Source organism: Bacillus pumilus, from assembly GCF_003431975.1.
GTDB lineage: Bacteria > Bacillota > Bacilli > Bacillales > Bacillaceae > Bacillus > Bacillus pumilus_N.
The window spans coordinates 856,238-873,586 of sequence record NZ_CP027116.1 but is presented as its reverse complement, the minus strand read 5'-3'; the positions used below and the strand labels follow the sequence as shown (position 1 = coordinate 873,586).

Annotated in this window: 23 protein-coding genes and 1 pseudogene; 10 read left to right on the top strand and 14 right to left on the bottom strand. The window is 41.8% G+C overall.

The annotated features are described in order from the left end of the window. Window positions 1–31 precede the first annotated feature (31 nt). The 5 genes and pseudogenes from C5695_RS04190 to fabL form a co-directional block, all read right to left on the bottom strand. Complete coding sequence (locus C5695_RS04190; protein ID WP_117729464.1) at window positions 32–1,774, bottom strand: ABC transporter ATP-binding protein; 1,743 nt, start codon at window positions 1,772–1,774, stop codon at window positions 32–34. Window positions 1,775–1,868: 94 nt separating this feature from the next. After that, window positions 1,869–2,399, bottom strand: a complete 531-nt coding sequence (gene ntdP / locus C5695_RS04185) for a nucleoside tri-diphosphate phosphatase (protein WP_012009337.1) — start codon at window positions 2,397–2,399, stop codon at window positions 1,869–1,871. A gap of 147 nt (window positions 2,400–2,546) precedes the next feature. After that, window positions 2,547–2,807, bottom strand: a complete 261-nt coding sequence (locus C5695_RS04180) for a YgaB family protein (protein WP_117729462.1) — start codon at window positions 2,805–2,807, stop codon at window positions 2,547–2,549. 174 nt (window positions 2,808–2,981) lie between these two features. Then, window positions 2,982–3,131: pseudogene (locus tag C5695_RS04175) on the bottom strand (gamma-type small acid-soluble spore protein); the annotation flags it as partial. Between the two features lie 75 nt (window positions 3,132–3,206). Beyond that, window positions 3,207–3,959, bottom strand: coding sequence for an enoyl-[acyl-carrier-protein] reductase FabL (fabL, locus tag C5695_RS04170; RefSeq protein ID WP_024425211.1), 753 nt, complete (start codon window positions 3,957–3,959; stop codon window positions 3,207–3,209). A gap of 81 nt (window positions 3,960–4,040) precedes the next feature. On the opposite strand from fabL, the gene C5695_RS04165 reads away from it, so the two are divergent. Next, the gene (locus C5695_RS04165) at window positions 4,041–4,265 is read left to right on the top strand and encodes a hypothetical protein (RefSeq protein WP_008341962.1); all 225 of its coding nucleotides are present in this window, start codon (window positions 4,041–4,043) and stop codon (window positions 4,263–4,265) included. Here C5695_RS04165 and mutY read toward each other — a convergent pair. Beyond that, entirely contained in the window at window positions 4,252–5,352 is a 1,101-nt protein-coding gene (gene mutY, locus C5695_RS04160) for an A/G-specific adenine glycosylase (RefSeq protein WP_117729460.1), read from the bottom strand. The two genes, C5695_RS04165 and mutY, sit on opposite strands and share 14 nt — an antisense overlap. Window positions 5,353–5,543: 191 nt before the next feature. Between mutY and C5695_RS04155 the strand changes: the two genes are divergently transcribed. Then, the gene (locus C5695_RS04155) at window positions 5,544–6,524 is read left to right on the top strand and encodes a metal-dependent hydrolase (RefSeq protein WP_117729458.1); all 981 of its coding nucleotides are present in this window, start codon (window positions 5,544–5,546) and stop codon (window positions 6,522–6,524) included. Between the two features lie 25 nt (window positions 6,525–6,549). Here the strand turns inward: C5695_RS04155 and rsoA are convergent, their stop codons facing one another. Both rsoA and C5695_RS04145 read right to left on the bottom strand, forming a co-directional pair. Continuing rightward, on the bottom strand, window positions 6,550–6,771 hold the full coding sequence (rsoA, locus tag C5695_RS04150; protein ID WP_047947016.1) for a sigma-O factor regulator RsoA: 222 nt from the start codon (window positions 6,769–6,771) through the stop codon (window positions 6,550–6,552). After that, window positions 6,719–7,321, bottom strand: coding sequence for a sigma-70 family RNA polymerase sigma factor (locus C5695_RS04145; RefSeq protein WP_117729456.1), 603 nt, complete (start codon window positions 7,319–7,321; stop codon window positions 6,719–6,721). The genes rsoA and C5695_RS04145 overlap by 53 nt, the downstream gene beginning before the upstream one ends. A gap of 166 nt (window positions 7,322–7,487) precedes the next feature. On the opposite strand from C5695_RS04145, the gene C5695_RS04140 reads away from it, so the two are divergent. From C5695_RS04140 to C5695_RS04130, 3 genes are all read left to right on the top strand, one after another. Beyond that, window positions 7,488–7,652 (top strand): YvrJ family protein, encoded by a 165-nt coding sequence (locus tag C5695_RS04140; RefSeq protein ID WP_003217819.1) that lies wholly within the window; start codon window positions 7,488–7,490, stop codon window positions 7,650–7,652. Window positions 7,653–7,746: 94 nt separating this feature from the next. Beyond that, the gene (locus tag C5695_RS04135; RefSeq protein ID WP_058015778.1) at window positions 7,747–8,910 is read left to right on the top strand and encodes an oxalate decarboxylase family bicupin; all 1,164 of its coding nucleotides are present in this window, start codon (window positions 7,747–7,749) and stop codon (window positions 8,908–8,910) included. A gap of 66 nt (window positions 8,911–8,976) precedes the next feature. Next, entirely contained in the window at window positions 8,977–9,399 is a 423-nt protein-coding gene (locus tag C5695_RS04130; protein ID WP_117729454.1) for a regulatory YrvL family protein, read from the top strand. Between the two features lie 109 nt (window positions 9,400–9,508). Here C5695_RS04130 and C5695_RS04125 read toward each other — a convergent pair whose 3' ends face one another. The 3 genes from C5695_RS04125 to C5695_RS04115 all read right to left on the bottom strand — a co-directional run bounded on the left by C5695_RS04125 (window position 9,509) and on the right by C5695_RS04115 (window position 13,735). Next, on the bottom strand, window positions 9,509–12,100 hold the full coding sequence (locus C5695_RS04125; RefSeq protein WP_117729452.1) for a YfhO family protein: 2,592 nt from the start codon (window positions 12,098–12,100) through the stop codon (window positions 9,509–9,511). Window positions 12,101–12,187: 87 nt separating this feature from the next. After that, window positions 12,188–13,171, bottom strand: coding sequence for a glycosyltransferase family 2 protein (locus C5695_RS04120; protein WP_117729450.1), 984 nt, complete (start codon window positions 13,169–13,171; stop codon window positions 12,188–12,190). Between the two features lie 291 nt (window positions 13,172–13,462). Beyond that, the gene (locus tag C5695_RS04115; protein WP_106051563.1) at window positions 13,463–13,735 is read right to left on the bottom strand and encodes a YfhJ family protein; all 273 of its coding nucleotides are present in this window, start codon (window positions 13,733–13,735) and stop codon (window positions 13,463–13,465) included. A 116-nt stretch (window positions 13,736–13,851) separates the two neighbouring features. Here C5695_RS04115 and C5695_RS04110 point away from each other — a divergent pair, with 116 nt between their 5' ends. Both C5695_RS04110 and C5695_RS04105 read left to right on the top strand, forming a co-directional pair. Next, window positions 13,852–14,001 (top strand): small, acid-soluble spore protein K, encoded by a 150-nt coding sequence (locus C5695_RS04110; RefSeq protein ID WP_117729448.1) that lies wholly within the window; start codon window positions 13,852–13,854, stop codon window positions 13,999–14,001. Between the two features lie 25 nt (window positions 14,002–14,026). Beyond that, entirely contained in the window at window positions 14,027–14,200 is a 174-nt protein-coding gene (locus C5695_RS04105; protein ID WP_003217811.1) for a YpzG family protein, read from the top strand. 22 nt (window positions 14,201–14,222) lie between these two features. Here C5695_RS04105 and C5695_RS04100 read toward each other — a convergent pair whose 3' ends face one another. Together C5695_RS04100 and recX are read right to left on the bottom strand one after the other, a co-directional pair. Next, window positions 14,223–14,537: a YfhH family protein gene (locus C5695_RS04100; protein ID WP_117729446.1), complete on the bottom strand. Its 315-nt coding sequence runs from the start codon at window positions 14,535–14,537 to the stop codon at window positions 14,223–14,225. Between the two features lie 3 nt (window positions 14,538–14,540). Then, complete coding sequence (gene recX, locus C5695_RS04095; protein WP_117729444.1) at window positions 14,541–15,332, bottom strand: recombination regulator RecX; 792 nt, start codon at window positions 15,330–15,332, stop codon at window positions 14,541–14,543. 94 nt (window positions 15,333–15,426) lie between these two features. On the opposite strand from recX, the gene C5695_RS04090 reads away from it, so the two are divergent. From C5695_RS04090 to C5695_RS04080, 3 genes are all read left to right on the top strand, one after another. Continuing rightward, the gene (locus C5695_RS04090) at window positions 15,427–16,323 is read left to right on the top strand and encodes a TIGR01777 family oxidoreductase (protein WP_117729442.1); all 897 of its coding nucleotides are present in this window, start codon (window positions 15,427–15,429) and stop codon (window positions 16,321–16,323) included. A 52-nt stretch (window positions 16,324–16,375) separates the two neighbouring features. After that, complete coding sequence (locus C5695_RS04085) at window positions 16,376–16,486, top strand: YfhE family protein (RefSeq protein ID WP_017358836.1); 111 nt, start codon at window positions 16,376–16,378, stop codon at window positions 16,484–16,486. Window positions 16,487–16,547: 61 nt separating this feature from the next. Next, the gene (locus tag C5695_RS04080; protein ID WP_012009317.1) at window positions 16,548–16,703 is read left to right on the top strand and encodes a YfhD family protein; all 156 of its coding nucleotides are present in this window, start codon (window positions 16,548–16,550) and stop codon (window positions 16,701–16,703) included. 35 nt (window positions 16,704–16,738) lie between these two features. Here C5695_RS04080 and C5695_RS04075 read toward each other — a convergent pair whose 3' ends face one another. Then, the gene (locus C5695_RS04075; RefSeq protein ID WP_187441900.1) at window positions 16,739–17,326 is read right to left on the bottom strand and encodes a nitroreductase family protein; all 588 of its coding nucleotides are present in this window, start codon (window positions 17,324–17,326) and stop codon (window positions 16,739–16,741) included. Window positions 17,327–17,349: the final 23 nt, after the last annotated feature.

Sequence of the window (17,349 nt, the reverse complement as noted above, 5' to 3'; positions counted from 1 at the left end):
AGCCTATCCGCTAGAATCGGATAGGCTTCTACTAATTTAATGTTTGAATGGTAAATAGATGGCGATAGTGGCTGTCTCTGTTCATTAATTCTTCGTGTGTTCCTTTTTCCACAATCTCGCCTTGCTCCATGACCACAATGAGGTCCGCATGTGTAATTGTCGATAAGCGGTGCGCGACAATGAAGGTCGTGCGATCCTTCGCTAGTTTTTGCATCGCTTCTTGAATGTAATGTTCACTTTCTAAATCTAGTGCAGACGTTGCTTCATCTAAAATCAAAAGCGGTGGATTTTTTAGAAAGACCCTTGCAATGGAAATCCGTTGTTTTTGACCACCTGACAGCTTCACACCCCGTTCTCCTACCTTCGTGTCATATCCTTCAGGAAGAGACATAATAAAATCATGGGCATTTGCCGCTTTTGCAGCCGAAACAATTTTTTCAAAAGACGCTTCTGGATCTCCAACCGCAATATTTTCTTTAATCGTGTCACTAAATAGGAAGGTATCTTGCAGCACCATTCCAACTTGATTTCGAAGGCTTCTTGCTTTGTATTCTTTTATATCAATGCCATCAATTTCAAGTGACCCGTTTGTCACATCATAAAATCTTGGAATTAAGCTGACGAGAGTGGACTTACCCCCACCGCTCATTCCTACAAGTGCAACCGTTTGCCCTTTTTCTACCTTCAAGGAGATATTGTGCAAAATCTCTTCCTGGGTGTGTTCATAACGAAACGACACATTTTTAAATTCGACCTCTCCTTTTAAATGAATGGCTTCTTTTGCATTCGGCCGATCTGTTACCTCATACGGCTCATCAATAAATTCAAAGATACGATCCATTGACGCTACCGACTGAGTTAAAGTCGTGGATGAGTTAATAAGGCGGCGAATCGGGTTGTACATCCGGTCAATATAACCAACAAAGGCAATCATCGTCCCGATCGAAAGTGATCCATTAATCACGGTGTAGCCAGCAAATGCAATGATTAAGAGCGGTGCAATGTCAGTGATGGTATTGACGACGGCAAATGTTTTGGCGTTCCAATTCGTGTGGTTGATTGCTTTGTTTAAGAAATTTTTGTTTTCATCATGAAAATTTTCTTGTTCATATTTTTCAATAGCAAAGCTCCGAATGACTGGCATTCCTTGTACCCGCTCATGCAGATGCCCTTGTACTTCAGCAAGCGCCTGCGACCGTTCTTTAGTCAGCCTGCGGAGCCTGCCGTAAAAATACTTCACTGCAAACGCATATAATGGAAAAATAATGACAGACACGATGGTGAGCTTGATATCCAGTGTACACATAATGGCGATCACGATCAGCACGGTCATCAAATCAAGCCAAATGTTCATAAGACCTGTGATGACAAACTCTTTTGTCTGCTCCACATCGTTGATGACCCTTGAAATAATTTCCCCTGTTCTCGTGTTGGCATAATAACGAAGGCTGAGCTTTTGAATATGCGAAAACAACTTTTCTCGTATATCAAATAATACCTTACTGCCTGTCCACTGCGCATAGTATTGTCTATAGTATTCAACAGGCGGTCTCATCACTAAAAATAAGACGAGCATGATTCCCATAATCATTAGTAGAGATGATGTCTTTTCTTCAGCCGACCCCGAGCCTTGAATGACATCATCTATGACATACTTTAAAAGCAGAGGCAATGTTAAGGGAATCGAGAACTTGATCATCCCGATTACCATTGTCAATGCAATCTGTTTTTTATACGGTGTAACAAAAGCCATGTAGCGTTTAATGACCCCCATGTAAATCTCCTTCCCAATCTATCAGTGCCTCTTATCCGTACGCAGTCAAAAACCTGTTAGCCTAAAAAGCTAAACAGGTTTTTGCTGTTCTTGCTTATTTTGTATAATGTAAAAAACGTTCATACCACATATCTACAAATTCAGGAGCAAACGGACCTTTCCGCTGGTGAATCCAATGCAATAATGTATTCAGATGCTCTCTTAAGATACTATCGATTTCCTTTGGATAATTCATCTGCCTCTTATGATCTGCATATTCGTCCTCATCCAAAATATTGTACGTCATGTCTGGAAAGACTTTGACATCTAAATCGTAATCAATATACTTAATTGCCTCTTCATCTGTCGCAAAAGGAGAGCTGATGTTGCAGTAATAATATACCCCATCATCTCTAAGCATCCCAATTACATTAAACCATTGTTTTGCATGGAAATAGCAAATAGCCGGTTCTCTCGTCATCCAAGTACGGCCGTCGGATTCAGTCACCATTGTTCGGTCGTTTGCACCAATGATACACAATTCCGTTGCTTTCAGAATGGTGGTTTCATTCCAAATCCTGTGGATCAAGCCATTGTGTTTATAGCTTTGAATTTGGATGGTTTCTCCTTCCTTGGGATAGCCCATATTTTCTCCCCTACTTTCTATAACAAACAAACCTAACAGTCCAAAGACCTAATTTCCAAACTAAACATGTCTCTATTATATTATACCGTTACATCATTAAAAAATGAAATGAAAAAGCCATTCAACCCAATTGAACGGCACACTCTTTTACATCACAGTTGAGCTTTTCTCCATTTGTTTATACGAATTGATGACTTGTTCTGTCTGTTTTGTAAATAAGGTTTGGACTTTTTGCAGTTCCTCTCGCTTCTGTTTGATTTGATCGTGAAGCCTTGTCCACTCTTCTTTTTTTTCATCCTGCAGCAATTGTTTTTCTGTTTCTAAGCATAGATCGAGTTCTCCCTGTACATCAAGTAGCTGATCCATGAGCTGCATTTGTTCTTTTACAAGCTGATCAAAATCAGACATCTAACTCCTCCCTTTGATTTGAATCCACTTTTTGTCTGTATACCATTTCTTGAAAGAACAAGGAAATCCTTTGACTGTTTATGTAGAGGTTTTACAGGTTTTGTCGGATGGTGGTGAGAGGCAAAAAGAAAAGCACTTCATTCGTAGATGAAGTGCTTTCCTCTGTTTCAGTGATTAGCTGTTTTGTTGTTTGTTTTGCTCAGCTTTTTGGTTGTATTTTTTTACGTGCTGTGCGTCAGTCTCGCTAGCAAATTCAGTGCCATATTGACCGCCTTGTGCAGCAGCTTGGTTTTGTTTTTTCACTTGTTGTGCGTTTGTTTTGTTTTGTTGTTTATCCATCATTATCACCTCCACGCACATTAATTTGTGCAGAAGGTGTACATCTTATTCATGATTTTTTTAAACGAGCAACGAACGTCCGCCATCCACGATAATCGTCTGTCCTCTTATCATATCTGCTTTGCCTGATACAAGGAATTCTACACTGTCGACCATATCTTTAATTTCCACCATTCGGCCAGCTGGTGTATTTTTCTTGGCGTCTTCTAATAGCTCTTCTCGGTTCGGGAAGTGCTTTAGTGCATCTGTATCAATCGCGCCGCCAGATACGGCATTCACGACGATATTTTTTTGTGAAAGCTCAACGGATAGGTAGCGTGTCAAAGCTTCTAGTGCTGCTTTAGATACACCGACCACCGTGTAATTTTCAAGGTAGCGGATGGAGCCTAGTGAGCTAATGCTGACGATATGTCCGCCCCCGTTTTTCTCCATTAATTTGGCCGCTTCTTGTCCGCAGAATAATAAAGCTTTCGCATTGATGTTCATCGTCCAGTCCCAATGATTTTCTTCAAGGTCCATGATTGGACGCTGAACGCCTGATGCCGCATTGTTCACAAATACATCTAAACGGCCAAAGGTTTCGTCGATTTGCTGGAACATATCTTTGATTTTTTCTGGTTGTCCTACGTTGGCTTTGACAACCAATGTTTTAACACCCATCGCTTCAATTTCTTCAGCTGTTTCAAGTGCTGCTTTTTTGCTTCTTGCATAGTTAATGACAATGTCATATCCTTTTTCAGCTAGGCGAAGGGCTACTTCTTTCCCTACTCCCCTGCTGCTTCCTGTAATTAATGCACATTTACGTTGACTCATTATGGTTCATCTCCTGATTTGAATAGTTTTCGTCCATTCGCTTCACACTAATAGGAAAGTTCCTATTAGGAGGTTACATTCATGTATGTCGGACGCGATTTAAGCCAGCTTGGCATGATGTCAAAGGATCAATGGAAAGATACTGAGCTTGCTTTTTTTCATCATGCTTTCCAACAAATTTTACCTTATTTAAACGAAGAAGGGCAATCTAAGTATCGAGAAATCATTTCTGAAATTGAAAACCGTGGGGGTCTGCACCGAAATGAAGCCGATTATACCCACGGTACAACGGTTAAATACGACTAGGCTCTTCAAGTGCCATCTTCCAAATTTTTTGATGTGAGACTGGCAAAGCATATGCCTCAAATTCTTCTCGTGTGACTTTTTTTAATGCAGTGTCATCTGATACAGACGTGACACGTCCAAAGAAAACAGAAATATTCCAAATGAGGTGGGTAAATACATGCTGAATGGTGCCTTCTAAGTCACCAAGCTCTGCTTGTACACCTGCCTCCTCTTTTAAGAAATCCATCAGCTGCTCTTTTTCCGTTTTTCTTCCCTTTATGGTTTCTAAATTAGGGAATTCCCATAAATTAGCAAGCAGACCTGTACTTGGACGCTTATGAATATAGAAGTGGCCTGCGTCATCAAATAATACCGCTGCTGCCATTGATTTTGCAGTCGGCTTTTTCTTTTTACTTTTCACTGGAAGCTCATGCTGAACGCCTTCTTCAAGTGCCGAGCAATGCATGTTTACAGGGCAAATAAGGCAGGCAGGTGAGGTTGGGGTGCAAATGAGCGCACCTAGCTCCATCAACCCTTGATTGAATTCTGACGGCTTTTCCCGGGAAATGAGCTGATCCACCGCAAACTCGAAAATATTTCTCGTTTTTGGTTTTGCAATATCATCCCATATGGACAAAATACGGGAAATGACCCTCATGACGTTGCCATCTACCGCAGGGTACGGCTTGTTATAGGCGATACTCAGTACTGCGCCGCTCGTATACGGACCTACACCTTTGAGCTTTGAAAATTGTTCTTTCGTATCAGGGACAATACCGTCATAGGTTTCATATACTTCTTTCACGGCTGCCTGTAAATTACGCACTCTTGAGTAGTAGCCAAGACCTTCCCATGCTTTCATGACCTTTTCTTCATCAGCTAAAGCGAGATCTTTCACCGTCGGGAATTGCTCCATAAACCGGTTGAAGTACGGAATGACCGTATCTACTCTCGTCTGCTGAAGCATCACTTCTGATACCCAGACGCGGTATGGATCTTGATTTTCACGCCATGGCAATGTTCGTTGTTCTTTTTCATACCAATCAATTAAATCATGCTGAAAACCCGCAATATCTTTGCGGTCCAGCTTTTCTTGAATGTCTTTCATATCTATACTCCTTCTCATTGGACCGAGGGCTAACGTTCTGAAAAGAACCTTATTTGTTGTATACTGTTTGTAGATACGTTAACATGTTACATTAAATCGGGATAAAGCAAAAGTGATTTTGCACATAGTCTTGATTGGAGACGTATACTTTGTATGATTGTTCCTAAGCATGACAACTAGGAGGTAATCAATTGGACACTGGTACTCATGTAGTAATGGGCATTTCTCTTGGGGGACTTGCACTTTTAGATCCAGCCGTCAGCGCAGATCCACACATGGCACACGCCGTGATGATCGCGACCATCGCCGGCTCCCAAGCACCAGACATTGATACTGTGCTAAAACTAAAAAATAATGCGGTTTATATAAGAAATCACCGAGGATTTACACATTCCATTCCGGCTGTACTGTTTTGGTCATTGCTGATTCCGGCTGTGATTTTCCCATTTGTGCCAGGGGCGAATATACTTCACCTTTGGCTATGGACCCTATTAGCCGTTGTGCTTCATGTGTTTGTCGATATATTCAATGCATACGGCACACAGGCCATTCGTCCATTTTCAAAGAAATGGGTAGCGCTTGGGATTATTAACACGTTTGATCCGTTCATCTTTTTTACACATCTTGTCGCCATTGTCGTTTGGGCGATTGGCGGGCATCCCGGCTATACGTTCATCTCGCTGTACACCGTGATTTTCTGTTACTATATCGTCAGGGTCATCATGCAGCTTCAGATTAAACGTGAGCTGCGTGCGCGATTCGATGAGATTGAAGACATTATTATTTCGCCTACGATGAAGTTCAGACAATGGCGTATTGCAGTGAAATGTAAATCCTCCTTCCATGTTGGACGCAGCATGAATGGCGAAATTGTCATTTTAGACACCTTTAACCGTGTGCCGGTCCCTGATACTGACATTATGAAAATTGCCAAACAAGATGAAAACATTTCAGCCTTTCTCTCCTTCTCCCCTGTCTACCGGTGGGAAGTAGATAAATACAAGGATCATTATGAAGTGCGGTTCATTGATTTGCGCTACCGTAGCAAAGGTCACTACCCTTTCGTCGCGATCTGCCATATCGACATGGATCATCAAATCAAAAATTCCTATACCGGCTGGATTTTCAGTGAAGAAAAACTGCAAAAAAAATTAAGACTCGGCTCAGTGTGAGCGAGTCTTTTTTTGTTTAACTCTCTTACAACTTCGTCATATATTCCACAATAAACTCCCAGAAGCCAGGTCCCTCCTGATAAATCAGCCAGTCCACTTTTTCGATGAGTTTGATATAGAGTTCTTGTTCGAGGTCTTCTCTTTCTTGATATGCCGTGTTTTGTAGTTTCTTTTTGATCATGGGTGTGAAGGTTTCAATGAGTTCTTCCATCTCTCCATTGGTCATTTTGTCTTCTTGCACGGACATCTCCCCCTGTTTCTTCTTTTAGTTTGTTGAGCGCTTTTTTGTGGATGTTTGAGATGTTTTGTCTTGTTTCGCCTAACTGATCGGCTATTTCCTTCATCGTTTGGCCTTCGACATAAATTTGGGTCAAGACCATTTTTTGTTTGTCTGTGAGCTGCTGGTAGACCTTGTACAACGTTTGATCTTGCAGGTGCTCTCCTAAGTCTTGCTGGTTGAAGAGCACGGCTTCATACGCATCTGTTTGAACAGGGTCTTTCACTTCTTGATGATCAGGATGATCGAGTATGAGCGGAAAACGTTGCTGCTTTTTTTTGACTCGTTTATCAAAGTCGACTGAAAAGATGCGGATCATTGTGGAAATATACTTGATGATGCGGATTTTTTGATAAAACTGCTTGAACTCAGAATCTAGTTTTTTCGCATTTTCTTCGTTTGGCTCTTCCATGACTTGCCTAAGCAGCTGCTGGTTTTTAGGATTGCTTAAAAATTGCTGAATGAGCGGGTGATCAACGATTTCATTCCATTTTGCTTTCAATAACAGCCGATAATCCATGTGCATCCTCCCCTTTGTTCTCTCTACTTGCATTAAGTGGACAAAAGTTAAAAAAAGTAAACTTTGTGAAACGGGTCTAATGGTTCATTTTCTCCCCCTTTGATTTCCTATTTCTTCTTTCATACCACTTATAGAGAAGACGAGCATCTACTGGGAGGTGAGACAAATGGAGACCTTTTTTTCGGAGGAATGGCTGAAGCAGCTCGGTCAGGCTGGCTTTCCAGCCATTTTGACGGTTTATTTGCTGACACGTTTTGAACGAAAGTTTGATGAATTAAGCAAGCTCATCCAACGATTGGTCGCTGTTCAAAAAAATGATGAATCAGATTGACATCTTCTTGATTCGTTTCACCTTATGAAAACGAGGGCGAAATGAAAGGCCTTTTGTCACCTCACACAAGACGATGTTGAAAGGGGATTTTATCATGAGTGAAAAGCAAAATGGTGTACCACAGCCGATTCGAGGAGAAAAAGGAGCAACGGTCAAAATTCCACGTAATCTCGAGCGAGACAGACAAAACCCAGATATGCTCACGCCACCAGAAACCGATCATGGAACGGTTCCCAACATGAAATATTCTTTTTCTGATACGCACAACCGTTTAGAAAAAGGCGGTTACGCCAGAGAAGTCACAGTACGTGAACTGCCCATTTCTAAAAGTCTTGCCTCTGTGAACATGCGGCTAAAGCCTGGTGCAATTCGCGAGCTGCACTGGCATAAGGAAGCAGAATGGGCGTACATGATTTATGGGGAAGCCCGAATTACATCAGTTGATGCAGAGGGGCGCAATTTTACAGAGGATGTGACCGAGGGCGATTTGTGGTACTTCCCTTCAGGCTTGCCGCATTCTATTCAAGCACTTGAACCGGGAGCGGAATTCTTGCTTGTGTTTGATGATGGGTCTTTCTCTGAAAATAGTACGTTCCAAGTGACTGATTGGCTTGTCCATACACCAGAGGAAGTTGTGCTCCAAAACTTTGGAATGACAAAGGAGCAATTTAACAAGCTGCCAGAGAAAGAGAAGTATATTTTCCAAACAGGAATTCCTGGTTCCCTTGAATGTGACAAGGTAAAAACAGAGCAAGGAGAAGTCCCGAATTCCTTTAAATATGAGCTGTTAAAGCAAGAGCCGATTACGTCAAGCGGCGGACAAGTGTGGATTGCGGATTCTACCAATTTCAAAGCGTCTAAAACGATTGCCTCTGCTCTTGTGAAAGTTGATCCAGGTGCCATCCGTGAGCTGCACTGGCATCCAAATACGGATGAATGGCAATATTTCATTTCTGGAAAGGCACGAATGACGGTATTTGCTTCTGATGGACATGCGAGAACCTTCAACTATCAGGCGGGAGACGTTGGCTATGTGCCATTTGCGATGGGGCATTATGTAGAAAATACAGGTGACGAACCGCTTTATTTCTTAGAAATCTTCAAGAGCGACCATTATGCAGATATCTCACTGAATCAGTGGCTTGCGGTCACACCGAAACAGCTTGTTCTTGATCATTTAGATCAAGGCGAAGAATTCTTGAAATTGCTTGATACTGAAAAACATCCTGTCATCGCTGCACCTAAAAAAGAGGATTAATTCCACCTTCCTGCAAAAGGGCTGTCCTTTTTGCAGGTATCTTCATGTAAAGGAGTGTTGTTTACCATGCAGCAATCTGTTCACGCTTTATGGCAAGGGCTGAAATGGCTCATGGCAGCGTCGGCTATCTGTTACATATTTTTGTTGTTTTGTGTACTGTTCTTTCATTTGACGGGCGCTTTTTATCAATCAATTTTATCGATGCTTCTGTTTATGGGCATCTATGTCGTACTTGGGATATCCTTTGAACATGTTGAGCATGCGCTCATGTGTTTTGTCAGAAAGTGCCGCTCCAAAAAAAGAGCCATCGTTTTCTATGCCATTTTATTTCACCTTTTGTTTATTTGGGGTGCTGTCTATTTATCAGACGAATTGGTTGACGGCATTTGGCTGTCCACTTCTGAGGAAATTCTCTTCGCCCTGAGTCTTTGGTTGTTTCATTTTTTGTTTGATTATGCGACGTTTCCATTTGAGAAGGAAGCTTCGTGAGTCTCTATCATGTTTCTGGAGAGAGTGTTTCTTGACAGCAATAAACCGTCCAATCGTCTCGCTTCATGTCTCATATCAATTAGACGAAATGAACGATAAGAAACACCACTTATGATAAAAAGTGGTGTTTCTTGTGTTTTCTCCGTGCATAGACGATTGCACCAATCAAACTGACGAGTGAAATCAATGCGAGAATTCTGATATAAGGCGGATAGTAGGTTAGTACAATCTCGTTTTCGCCTTTTTCTATTGGAAAACCAATAAAAGTGTAGTTGGCTTTTTCAATATCGGTTTTGTGTCCGTTCACCGTGAGCTCCCAGCCTTTTTCATATGGAACAGGCAGAATCATGTAGTCATCACTGCGCTTATTATCATACGAAATCGTAAAGCGGTTATTTTTAAGCTTTACTTTTTGGCTACCATCATCCTGTTTTTCTTTTTCATATGCTTTCTCTAGGACGCGGTAAGGCTCTTGATACAGCTTTAATTGACTCAGCTCATACGTCCCTTTTGGTACTCGTATGGAGAGGATCTTTTCCGCAGGGACCCGAATCGTCACTTCATTTACGCCTGTTTTATAGATGGATGTATTGCTTTTTCGTGATGTGACGTAGTCGTCAACGGATAACTGAAATCCTTCGTTGCGGTCAGTTCGCTTTACATAAAAGCTCACATACACATCCCCGGCACGAGCGATATCATCTGGAAGGGTGATATTCAGACCGCCCTTTTCCCCGTAAACATTAAGCACACCATTTTCGTATACGGCTTGTTCAGTATGAATATTTGTATCCTTCACTCGATCTGCCACATGCTCGATTTCAGCGTTTCCTTTTTTGTCTAAAATGACGCCTTGAAGCATCGCATGCTCTTTATCAAGTGCTGAGGCATCCTTTAAGGATTGTTCTGAATAAACAGTGCTCGTTGTTCTTGCAAATGGCAGCGGCCGTGTATTTTCATACACCTCATAATGCTCGCTTTCTAATATTGGCTTAAAATAAGCTGGTGGTGAGTAAGACATCATTTTGTCTCTCATATAATACTTTCCGTAGGTCAGGCTGTATAAATTCACCCTGTCCCCCATTGTTGCATACCGGCTGACACTTTCCCTTCCCATATCGATTTGCAGGTCATTCCAGTAGAAATTGAGCAAATGCTGATTCAATATGCTTGAATACGCACTCATGCCTTGAAAGCCTTCAAATAATGGGGTATTGTTTCGCACGCCATTCATCCAATCAATCCGAGCAAGCGGGTCTTTTGAACGACTTTGAATCTGCTGAATGAGCTTCATTTGCTCATGTCCAGCATATGCCTCACTATTCAGATACGTATCGGATACGCTCTTTATATTGCTTCTTTCAGATAAGTAGCCCTGCTGATACACGCCTGCTGTCAGTAGGCTAATGGCAATAAGGACAGCTGAAAAGAGACGAAGATGCTGGCGTTTTTCCGCATGCATCCATAGGAAAAACAAGCTGATGACAAGCAGTCCTATGCCTGTAAACACAACGACATCCATGTTTCCCTTTGCTCGTTCTGAAAGGACGACAGCGAGAAGGAACACGATCCAAGCGCCTAAGACCGCACGCTTTTTCCACTTCCACTCGATTTGCGGGAAATGCTTGATCGTGATGGCTACGACCGCTCCAACTGTAAAGGCGAGTATGTATTCAAACCTGTACTGCGGTGCAGAAAAACCATTAAACACGCTCGCCATCTTTGGACTGTAATGAAAAATGATCAGCAGAACACTGATGGATGTAAACATGAAAAACCATCTGTTCCGGTAAAGCGGTACGAGAAACAGACAAATCAGAAACATCACAGGTAATAAATACACCCTGCTCGTAAACAGCAGATGATCATGCAGCTCGAACCAAGGAATGGCCTGTTCATACGGCGGTCTTATATTGTTAAGAAAGCCATAAACAGACGGGATAAAAAAGGCGGCACTGATCCCAAAAGATAACAGTGTAGAGATCGCAAGCGTCCAGAACACTTTCCACCCGCGCTCCTCACTTCGCAGCTTGATCATATATCTGAAGACAAGATAGATCGCTAAAAAGATAAAGTGAATATAAGCAAAGTAAAAGTTGTTGATCAGCATCAGACTGCAACTCGCAATAAACCAAGCGGGCTTACCCGTTTTGAATATCCGCTCAACCCCAAGCACAAGTACCGGAAGCCACATCATGCTATCGGTGAAAAATTCCCAAAACGTTTGATGGCGGAAATATACAATAGATAATCCATAGATTGCCGCTCCTGTCAGTGCACCCAATCTATTTTGAACCATTGAAAGAAGCACACGGTAAGCGATGAATAGAATGAGCGTCAACTTGATCACGCTCAACCAAACCACGGCATTTGCCCAGAAATGAATGTCCATTGACTGTATGAGATGAAGTGCATTCAACAGCCAGACGACAGCGACTGTCATCATAAAGACCGTCGACGTTGTGAAATAATACCCTAATTGCGTGTATGTACCACCGCCTAGTCCGAATTGATAGGAATAAAAGAAATTCCCTTTGACATATTCGTCGTAAAGCAGTTTTTTAAATGGGAGCATTTGCGAGATGCCATCCCCATCTCCTGTCATGTACCGGCCTTGCGTATATTCATATAAGAAAAAGGAGTGGCCTAATAATGCAAGAATGAGGCACATTCCAATGATTATCCATCTACGTTTCATCATCTAAATCCTTTCCACAAAAGATCCATTGTTCCTTGAAACAAAACAACCCAGCAAGCGATTCGTGCTTGCCGGTTATTTGACTCCACGTTATTTAAATAACTGTGTTAACACTCGGTCTTGTTCCTTAGAGCTTGTCTCTTGCTGCATGACATTTGATTCTTGGATCAAATAATGCGGCCTCTTTTTCGTTTCATAATAAATGCGGCCAATATATTCTCCAATCACACCTAGACTCAAAAGCTGGACACCTCCGAGGAAAAGCACAGCCGATATTAAAGTGAAATAACCAGGTACCATCACACCCGTTCTGACAATTTGAATAAAGGTGGCCACGATGTAAATCAAAGAGAGGAATAAGATCAGTATGCCAGTATAAAAACAAATACGAAGCGGGCGGTTGTTAAAAGAAATGACGCCATCTATGCCATAGTTAAACAACTTCTTCAGTGACCATTTTGTATCACCGTGCTGTCTTTCAACATTTTCATAGTAGATGACCTTTTCTTCAAACCCAATCCAGCAAAAAAGCCCTTTTGAAAAACGATTTCCCTCTTTTAACTGAAGCAATGCATCGATTGCCTGGCGGGAAATTAAACGGAAGTCTCCGACACCATCACGCAAGTCCACTTCGACTACCTTGTTCATCACTTTATAGTACAACGATGATAAGTAAGAGCGAAGCTTGCTGTCTCCTTTACGGTTCCGTTTGGCGATGACTTGATGATAGCCTTCTTCATACCCTCTGACAAAGTCTTGAATTAAATACGTCGGGTGCTGCAAGTCGGCGTCCATGATGATCGCAGCTTCTCCCTTGACATGTTCCAGTCCTGCCAGAATGGCGGCTTCCTTCCCAAAGTTACGTGAGAAGGAAATGTATTTCACCTTTGCACTTTTGCGAGAGAGCTCTCTCATGTATTGAAGTGTGTTGTCCTTGCTTCCATCATTAATAAAGATGATTTCAAAGTCATAATGAAAATCGCGAAACTCTTCCTCGAGTGCCTCAAAGATTCTTCTGATGTTTTCACCTTCATTGTAAGAAGGAATTATAACAGAGAGCAATTCCCGTTCCATATCGCACCTTCTCTTCACTTTTTTCACATAGTCTGATATGTTCATTATTCCTTTTTTGTCAGGAAACGAAACCCTTTTTTATTATCCATAAATTACATATCTCTTTAATCGTTCCATTATATCAAAGTTTTATTTCCAATGATTTTCAGCAAGATGAATTTAATGTAATTTTAAGTTTAACCATTGTAAAAAGCCTGTAATTTCAATCACAGACTGGGTATTGTATCATAAAATTGTTTGCTCATTTATATATTTACCTATTTATTGAAAAAAATGAGCGGGGCCCTTCTTTTAATGAAGCAGCCCTTTGTTCTGCCCTTGAAGATGCTCGTTTGCCTTTGATTGTTTATTTTGAAATAGATGCAGCTGCGCACCGTAGCTCTCAATCCACTCTTGGACAATTCGTTCGGTTGTTTCCTGCCCTTTATACTTACGGCCAGCCTTTGCATAGGTCGTTTCAAAATCACTCCAAAGCAGCTCTACCCATGTACGGGCTTCGTCATATGTGAGCATATTGTTTTTTTCCATGAGTTGTTCTGTTAGTCGTTCAAAGTATTGTTCCATGTCGGTTCCTCCTTCATCTAGCAGAAAGTGCCTTTTTAAAAAAACCTCTTTTTTCATATACTACCCTTACGTCTTCAAAAGACGCAAATGATTTGTATTGTTTGGAGGGAATCGATATGCGTAATAAAGCAAAAGGCTTTCCAAATCAAGTGAATCACAAGTTTGAAGGCGAGCCAGGCGCCACAGATGCTTTTGTGTCTAAAAGGCCGAATGGTGAGACGAATACACGTCCACAGGAACGAATGAGGGCATCAGGGAAACGCTAATTTTTCCAAAGGGAGTGCTTGAGATATGAGTTCAAATGGGAAATCGTATATGGAAGACTTTGTTCAATTAAGGACAACTGCTTACCCTCAACCATGGGCGAATGCAAAGCATTCTGCCTCTCAGGTCAACGGAGAAACGCAGCAAACGCAGCACGACATCGTACTTCAGAACAACGTCCGTAAACAGCGTTCGAAGTAAAGAAAAGGACTGATCCTAGAGATCAGTCCTTTTTCGTAAGCATTGAAATCGGCAGTGCATCTTCCTTATTTGGAGCTGATACTCTGTATCCCCACGCAAATACGCCATTTAAATATTCCACGTAAAACTCTTCGTCTGTATCTTTGATTTGATAGGTCGTTTTGGTTTGAATGAGTGCTGGATCTAATAAGTAGGCTTTGGCCATATCGATCTTCCGTTCTAAAACGGCATATTCATTCACAATGCCAAGCTGCTCAGCCTTTCGTGCTTTTTCAGAAAGAGAGGCAATCTCCTGCTTCAATTCGTATTCCGTCATTTCACTATAACGTTTGTCCATCTGTCATTCCCCTTTGTCTAAAACGTGATCAATTGCGTCAAGATCAAAGCCTTTTCTGAATAAAAATTGCTTCACTTTCATCTTCTTTTCAAATGAGCCGTCATATCCTACCTTGCGTTTTGCCTTCTCCATCATATAGAGGAGGGCTTCTTCTTCCTTTTCCTCTTCTTGTCCATCATAGGCTTCTTGAAGGGCTTTATCAATCATCTCAAACGAAAATCCCTTTCGTTGTAGCTGCAGCTTGATGCGCTGCTCGATCTCTTTTGCGGAACGATTTTTTTCTTTTCTCACAAGCTTCTGGACCTGCTTCACAGCTTCCTCCAGCTGTAAATCATCAGGGTATTGCGATAGGGCTTGTTCAATGGTGTCATCGTCTATCCCTTTAAGCTTTAGCTCTTTTTTGAGGACGGACGGCCCTTTACTATTCGTTTTACGATGGGTGCTTACATAGGCTTCCGCAAATTCAAGATCGTTTACATACTTGTAATCCTTTAATTTGTGTATAATTTCACTAATAGCAGGTGCTGGAATTTCTTTTTTCGTCAAATAATCAGCCACTTCTTTTACTGATCTCATCCGGTAGGATAAATAATCGACAGCCTGGTGAAATCCTTTTTTCACAGCATCACCGAATTGAATTTCAATGATATCTGCTTCGTCCAGCTCTTTCCCTTTTTTCAAATCGTGCTGAACGAGCACATCTAGATCAACGCTAAAGGCGTACTTTTCATCAAGAAAAATGTTCACTCGCTCCGTATTTTTTTTCTGAGCGGAGATTTTTGTAATATAAGGCATCCTGTGATCACCCCTTTTTTTAAACAGTCAGGATGTTTCTTCTGATTCAAAATCGTGAAAGATATAAGTATGTATATGAGAGGAGAGATGTCAATTGAATATCGCCATCACCGGAGGAACCGGTTTTATCGGCCAGCACGTCACTAAAGTGCTCGCTGCTGAAGGACATCATCTATATATTTTAACAAGAAATCCAAAGGAATCCGAACAAAATCATTTACACTATGTGCAGTGGCTGACAGAAGGTGCTGCGCCCGAGCATGAATTGCCTGCGATTGATGTCTGGATTAACCTTGCTGGAAAATCCATTTTCACACGCTGGACAGACAAGGCAAAAGAAGGCATCCTCTCCAGCCGCATTCAATCCACACAAGAAGTAAGGCGCATTATAGAAGCGCAGGAATCGAAACCATCTGTGCTCATTCAAGCAAGTGCTGTCGGAATTTATGGCACGTCTCAAACAGGAGATTTTACGGAGGAATCACCTCCTGCGGATACTGATTTCTTAAGTCATACATCTAAACTTTGGGAAGCTGAGGGGCAAAAGATTGAAACACTCGGCATTCGTACCGTCTACACACGCTTCGGCGTCGTATTAGGAGAAAAAGGGACACTGCCACTGATGACACTACCATATAAACTGTTTGCCGGTGGAACGATTGGCCCCGGCTCGCAATGGGTTTCATGGGTTCATGTCGAAGATGTAGCACATCTTATTGCTTATGCCATACACAATGACAACATCTCAGGTCCACTCAATGTCACATCACCGAATCCTGTTCAAATGAAGCAGCTCGGACAAACGATTGCGTCTGCCCTTCACCGCCCCCACTGGCTGAAGGTTCCATCCTTTGTCATTCAAACGGCACTTGGCGAAATGTCATTACTTGTTTTAGAAGGACAGCGTGCGCTTCCGAAGAAGGCTTTGCTTTCTTCTTATGACTTTTTGTATCCTGAATTAAAAGAAGCGATTTTGCATTCAGAGGAATAATTTTTGTCAAAAACACCCATCCTATTAGAAATGAGATGAGGGGGCGATTTTGATGAAGAAAAAAGAACACCAGCCAACTTCAAAGCTGAAAAAAACCCAGGAAGTCCTGTATCAGCAGGAATTCAAAAAAGCGGAAAGAGCAGCAGAAAAAAGAAACAAATAAGATGGATATTCCACTCCAACAAGCACATAACTAAGGTGATCTTGTAAAGGAGGGAAAAGCTTTGAAAAAAGACCAACACCAAAAAACCAACCACGAGCTTGCAGCACAAGAGTCGGATGGCGAATATGTTGAATTTTCCAAAGAACTTGCAGATCCGAATGACGTAAAAGCAATGGCACGTATGAAAGCAGCCGACCAGCGCGCCAAAAAACAATAAGTAAAAAAGCAGACCCTCTAGCGGTCTGCTTTTCTTTATTTAATTTCAGTTAAAAGACTTGATGCTTTCTGACGTGATTTTTCCTCAGGTACCTCTTCTGGATAACCAATGTGAAGGATTGCAGCAAATCGCTCATTTTCCTTTAAGCCCATGTCCTGTTGAAAGCCTTTGTCGTATAAGATGCGGCCACTCTTCCAGACCATACCGATCCCTTGATCCCAAGCAAGCAGCTGGAAGTTTTGAATAAGCGTGCTCACAGCGGCAAAATCATCATTTCTCACAACTGGATTTTCGTCTTCTTTTAGAACAACAAGTAAAAGTGCTGGTACTTTAGAAAAATAATCTCTGTACTGATTGATCTTTTCTTCTTTTGCGTCTGGGTTGTTGCGCTTAAAGAAAGCAATGAACCGCTCAACAAATACCGCTTTCGCTTCATCCGTCACCGCATATAGAAAGCGCCATGGCTCCGTGATTTTATGATTCGGTGCATAGACCGCATCCTCTAATAACGGCTGAAGCTGCTCAACGGTCACCGGTGTTTCTTTGAATTTTCGAATGGATCGTCTATATCTGACAGCGTCTCGAACTGTTAACGCTTCTGTTTGTTGTTTGATTTCTGGCATATATGTCATCCTTTCAATCAATT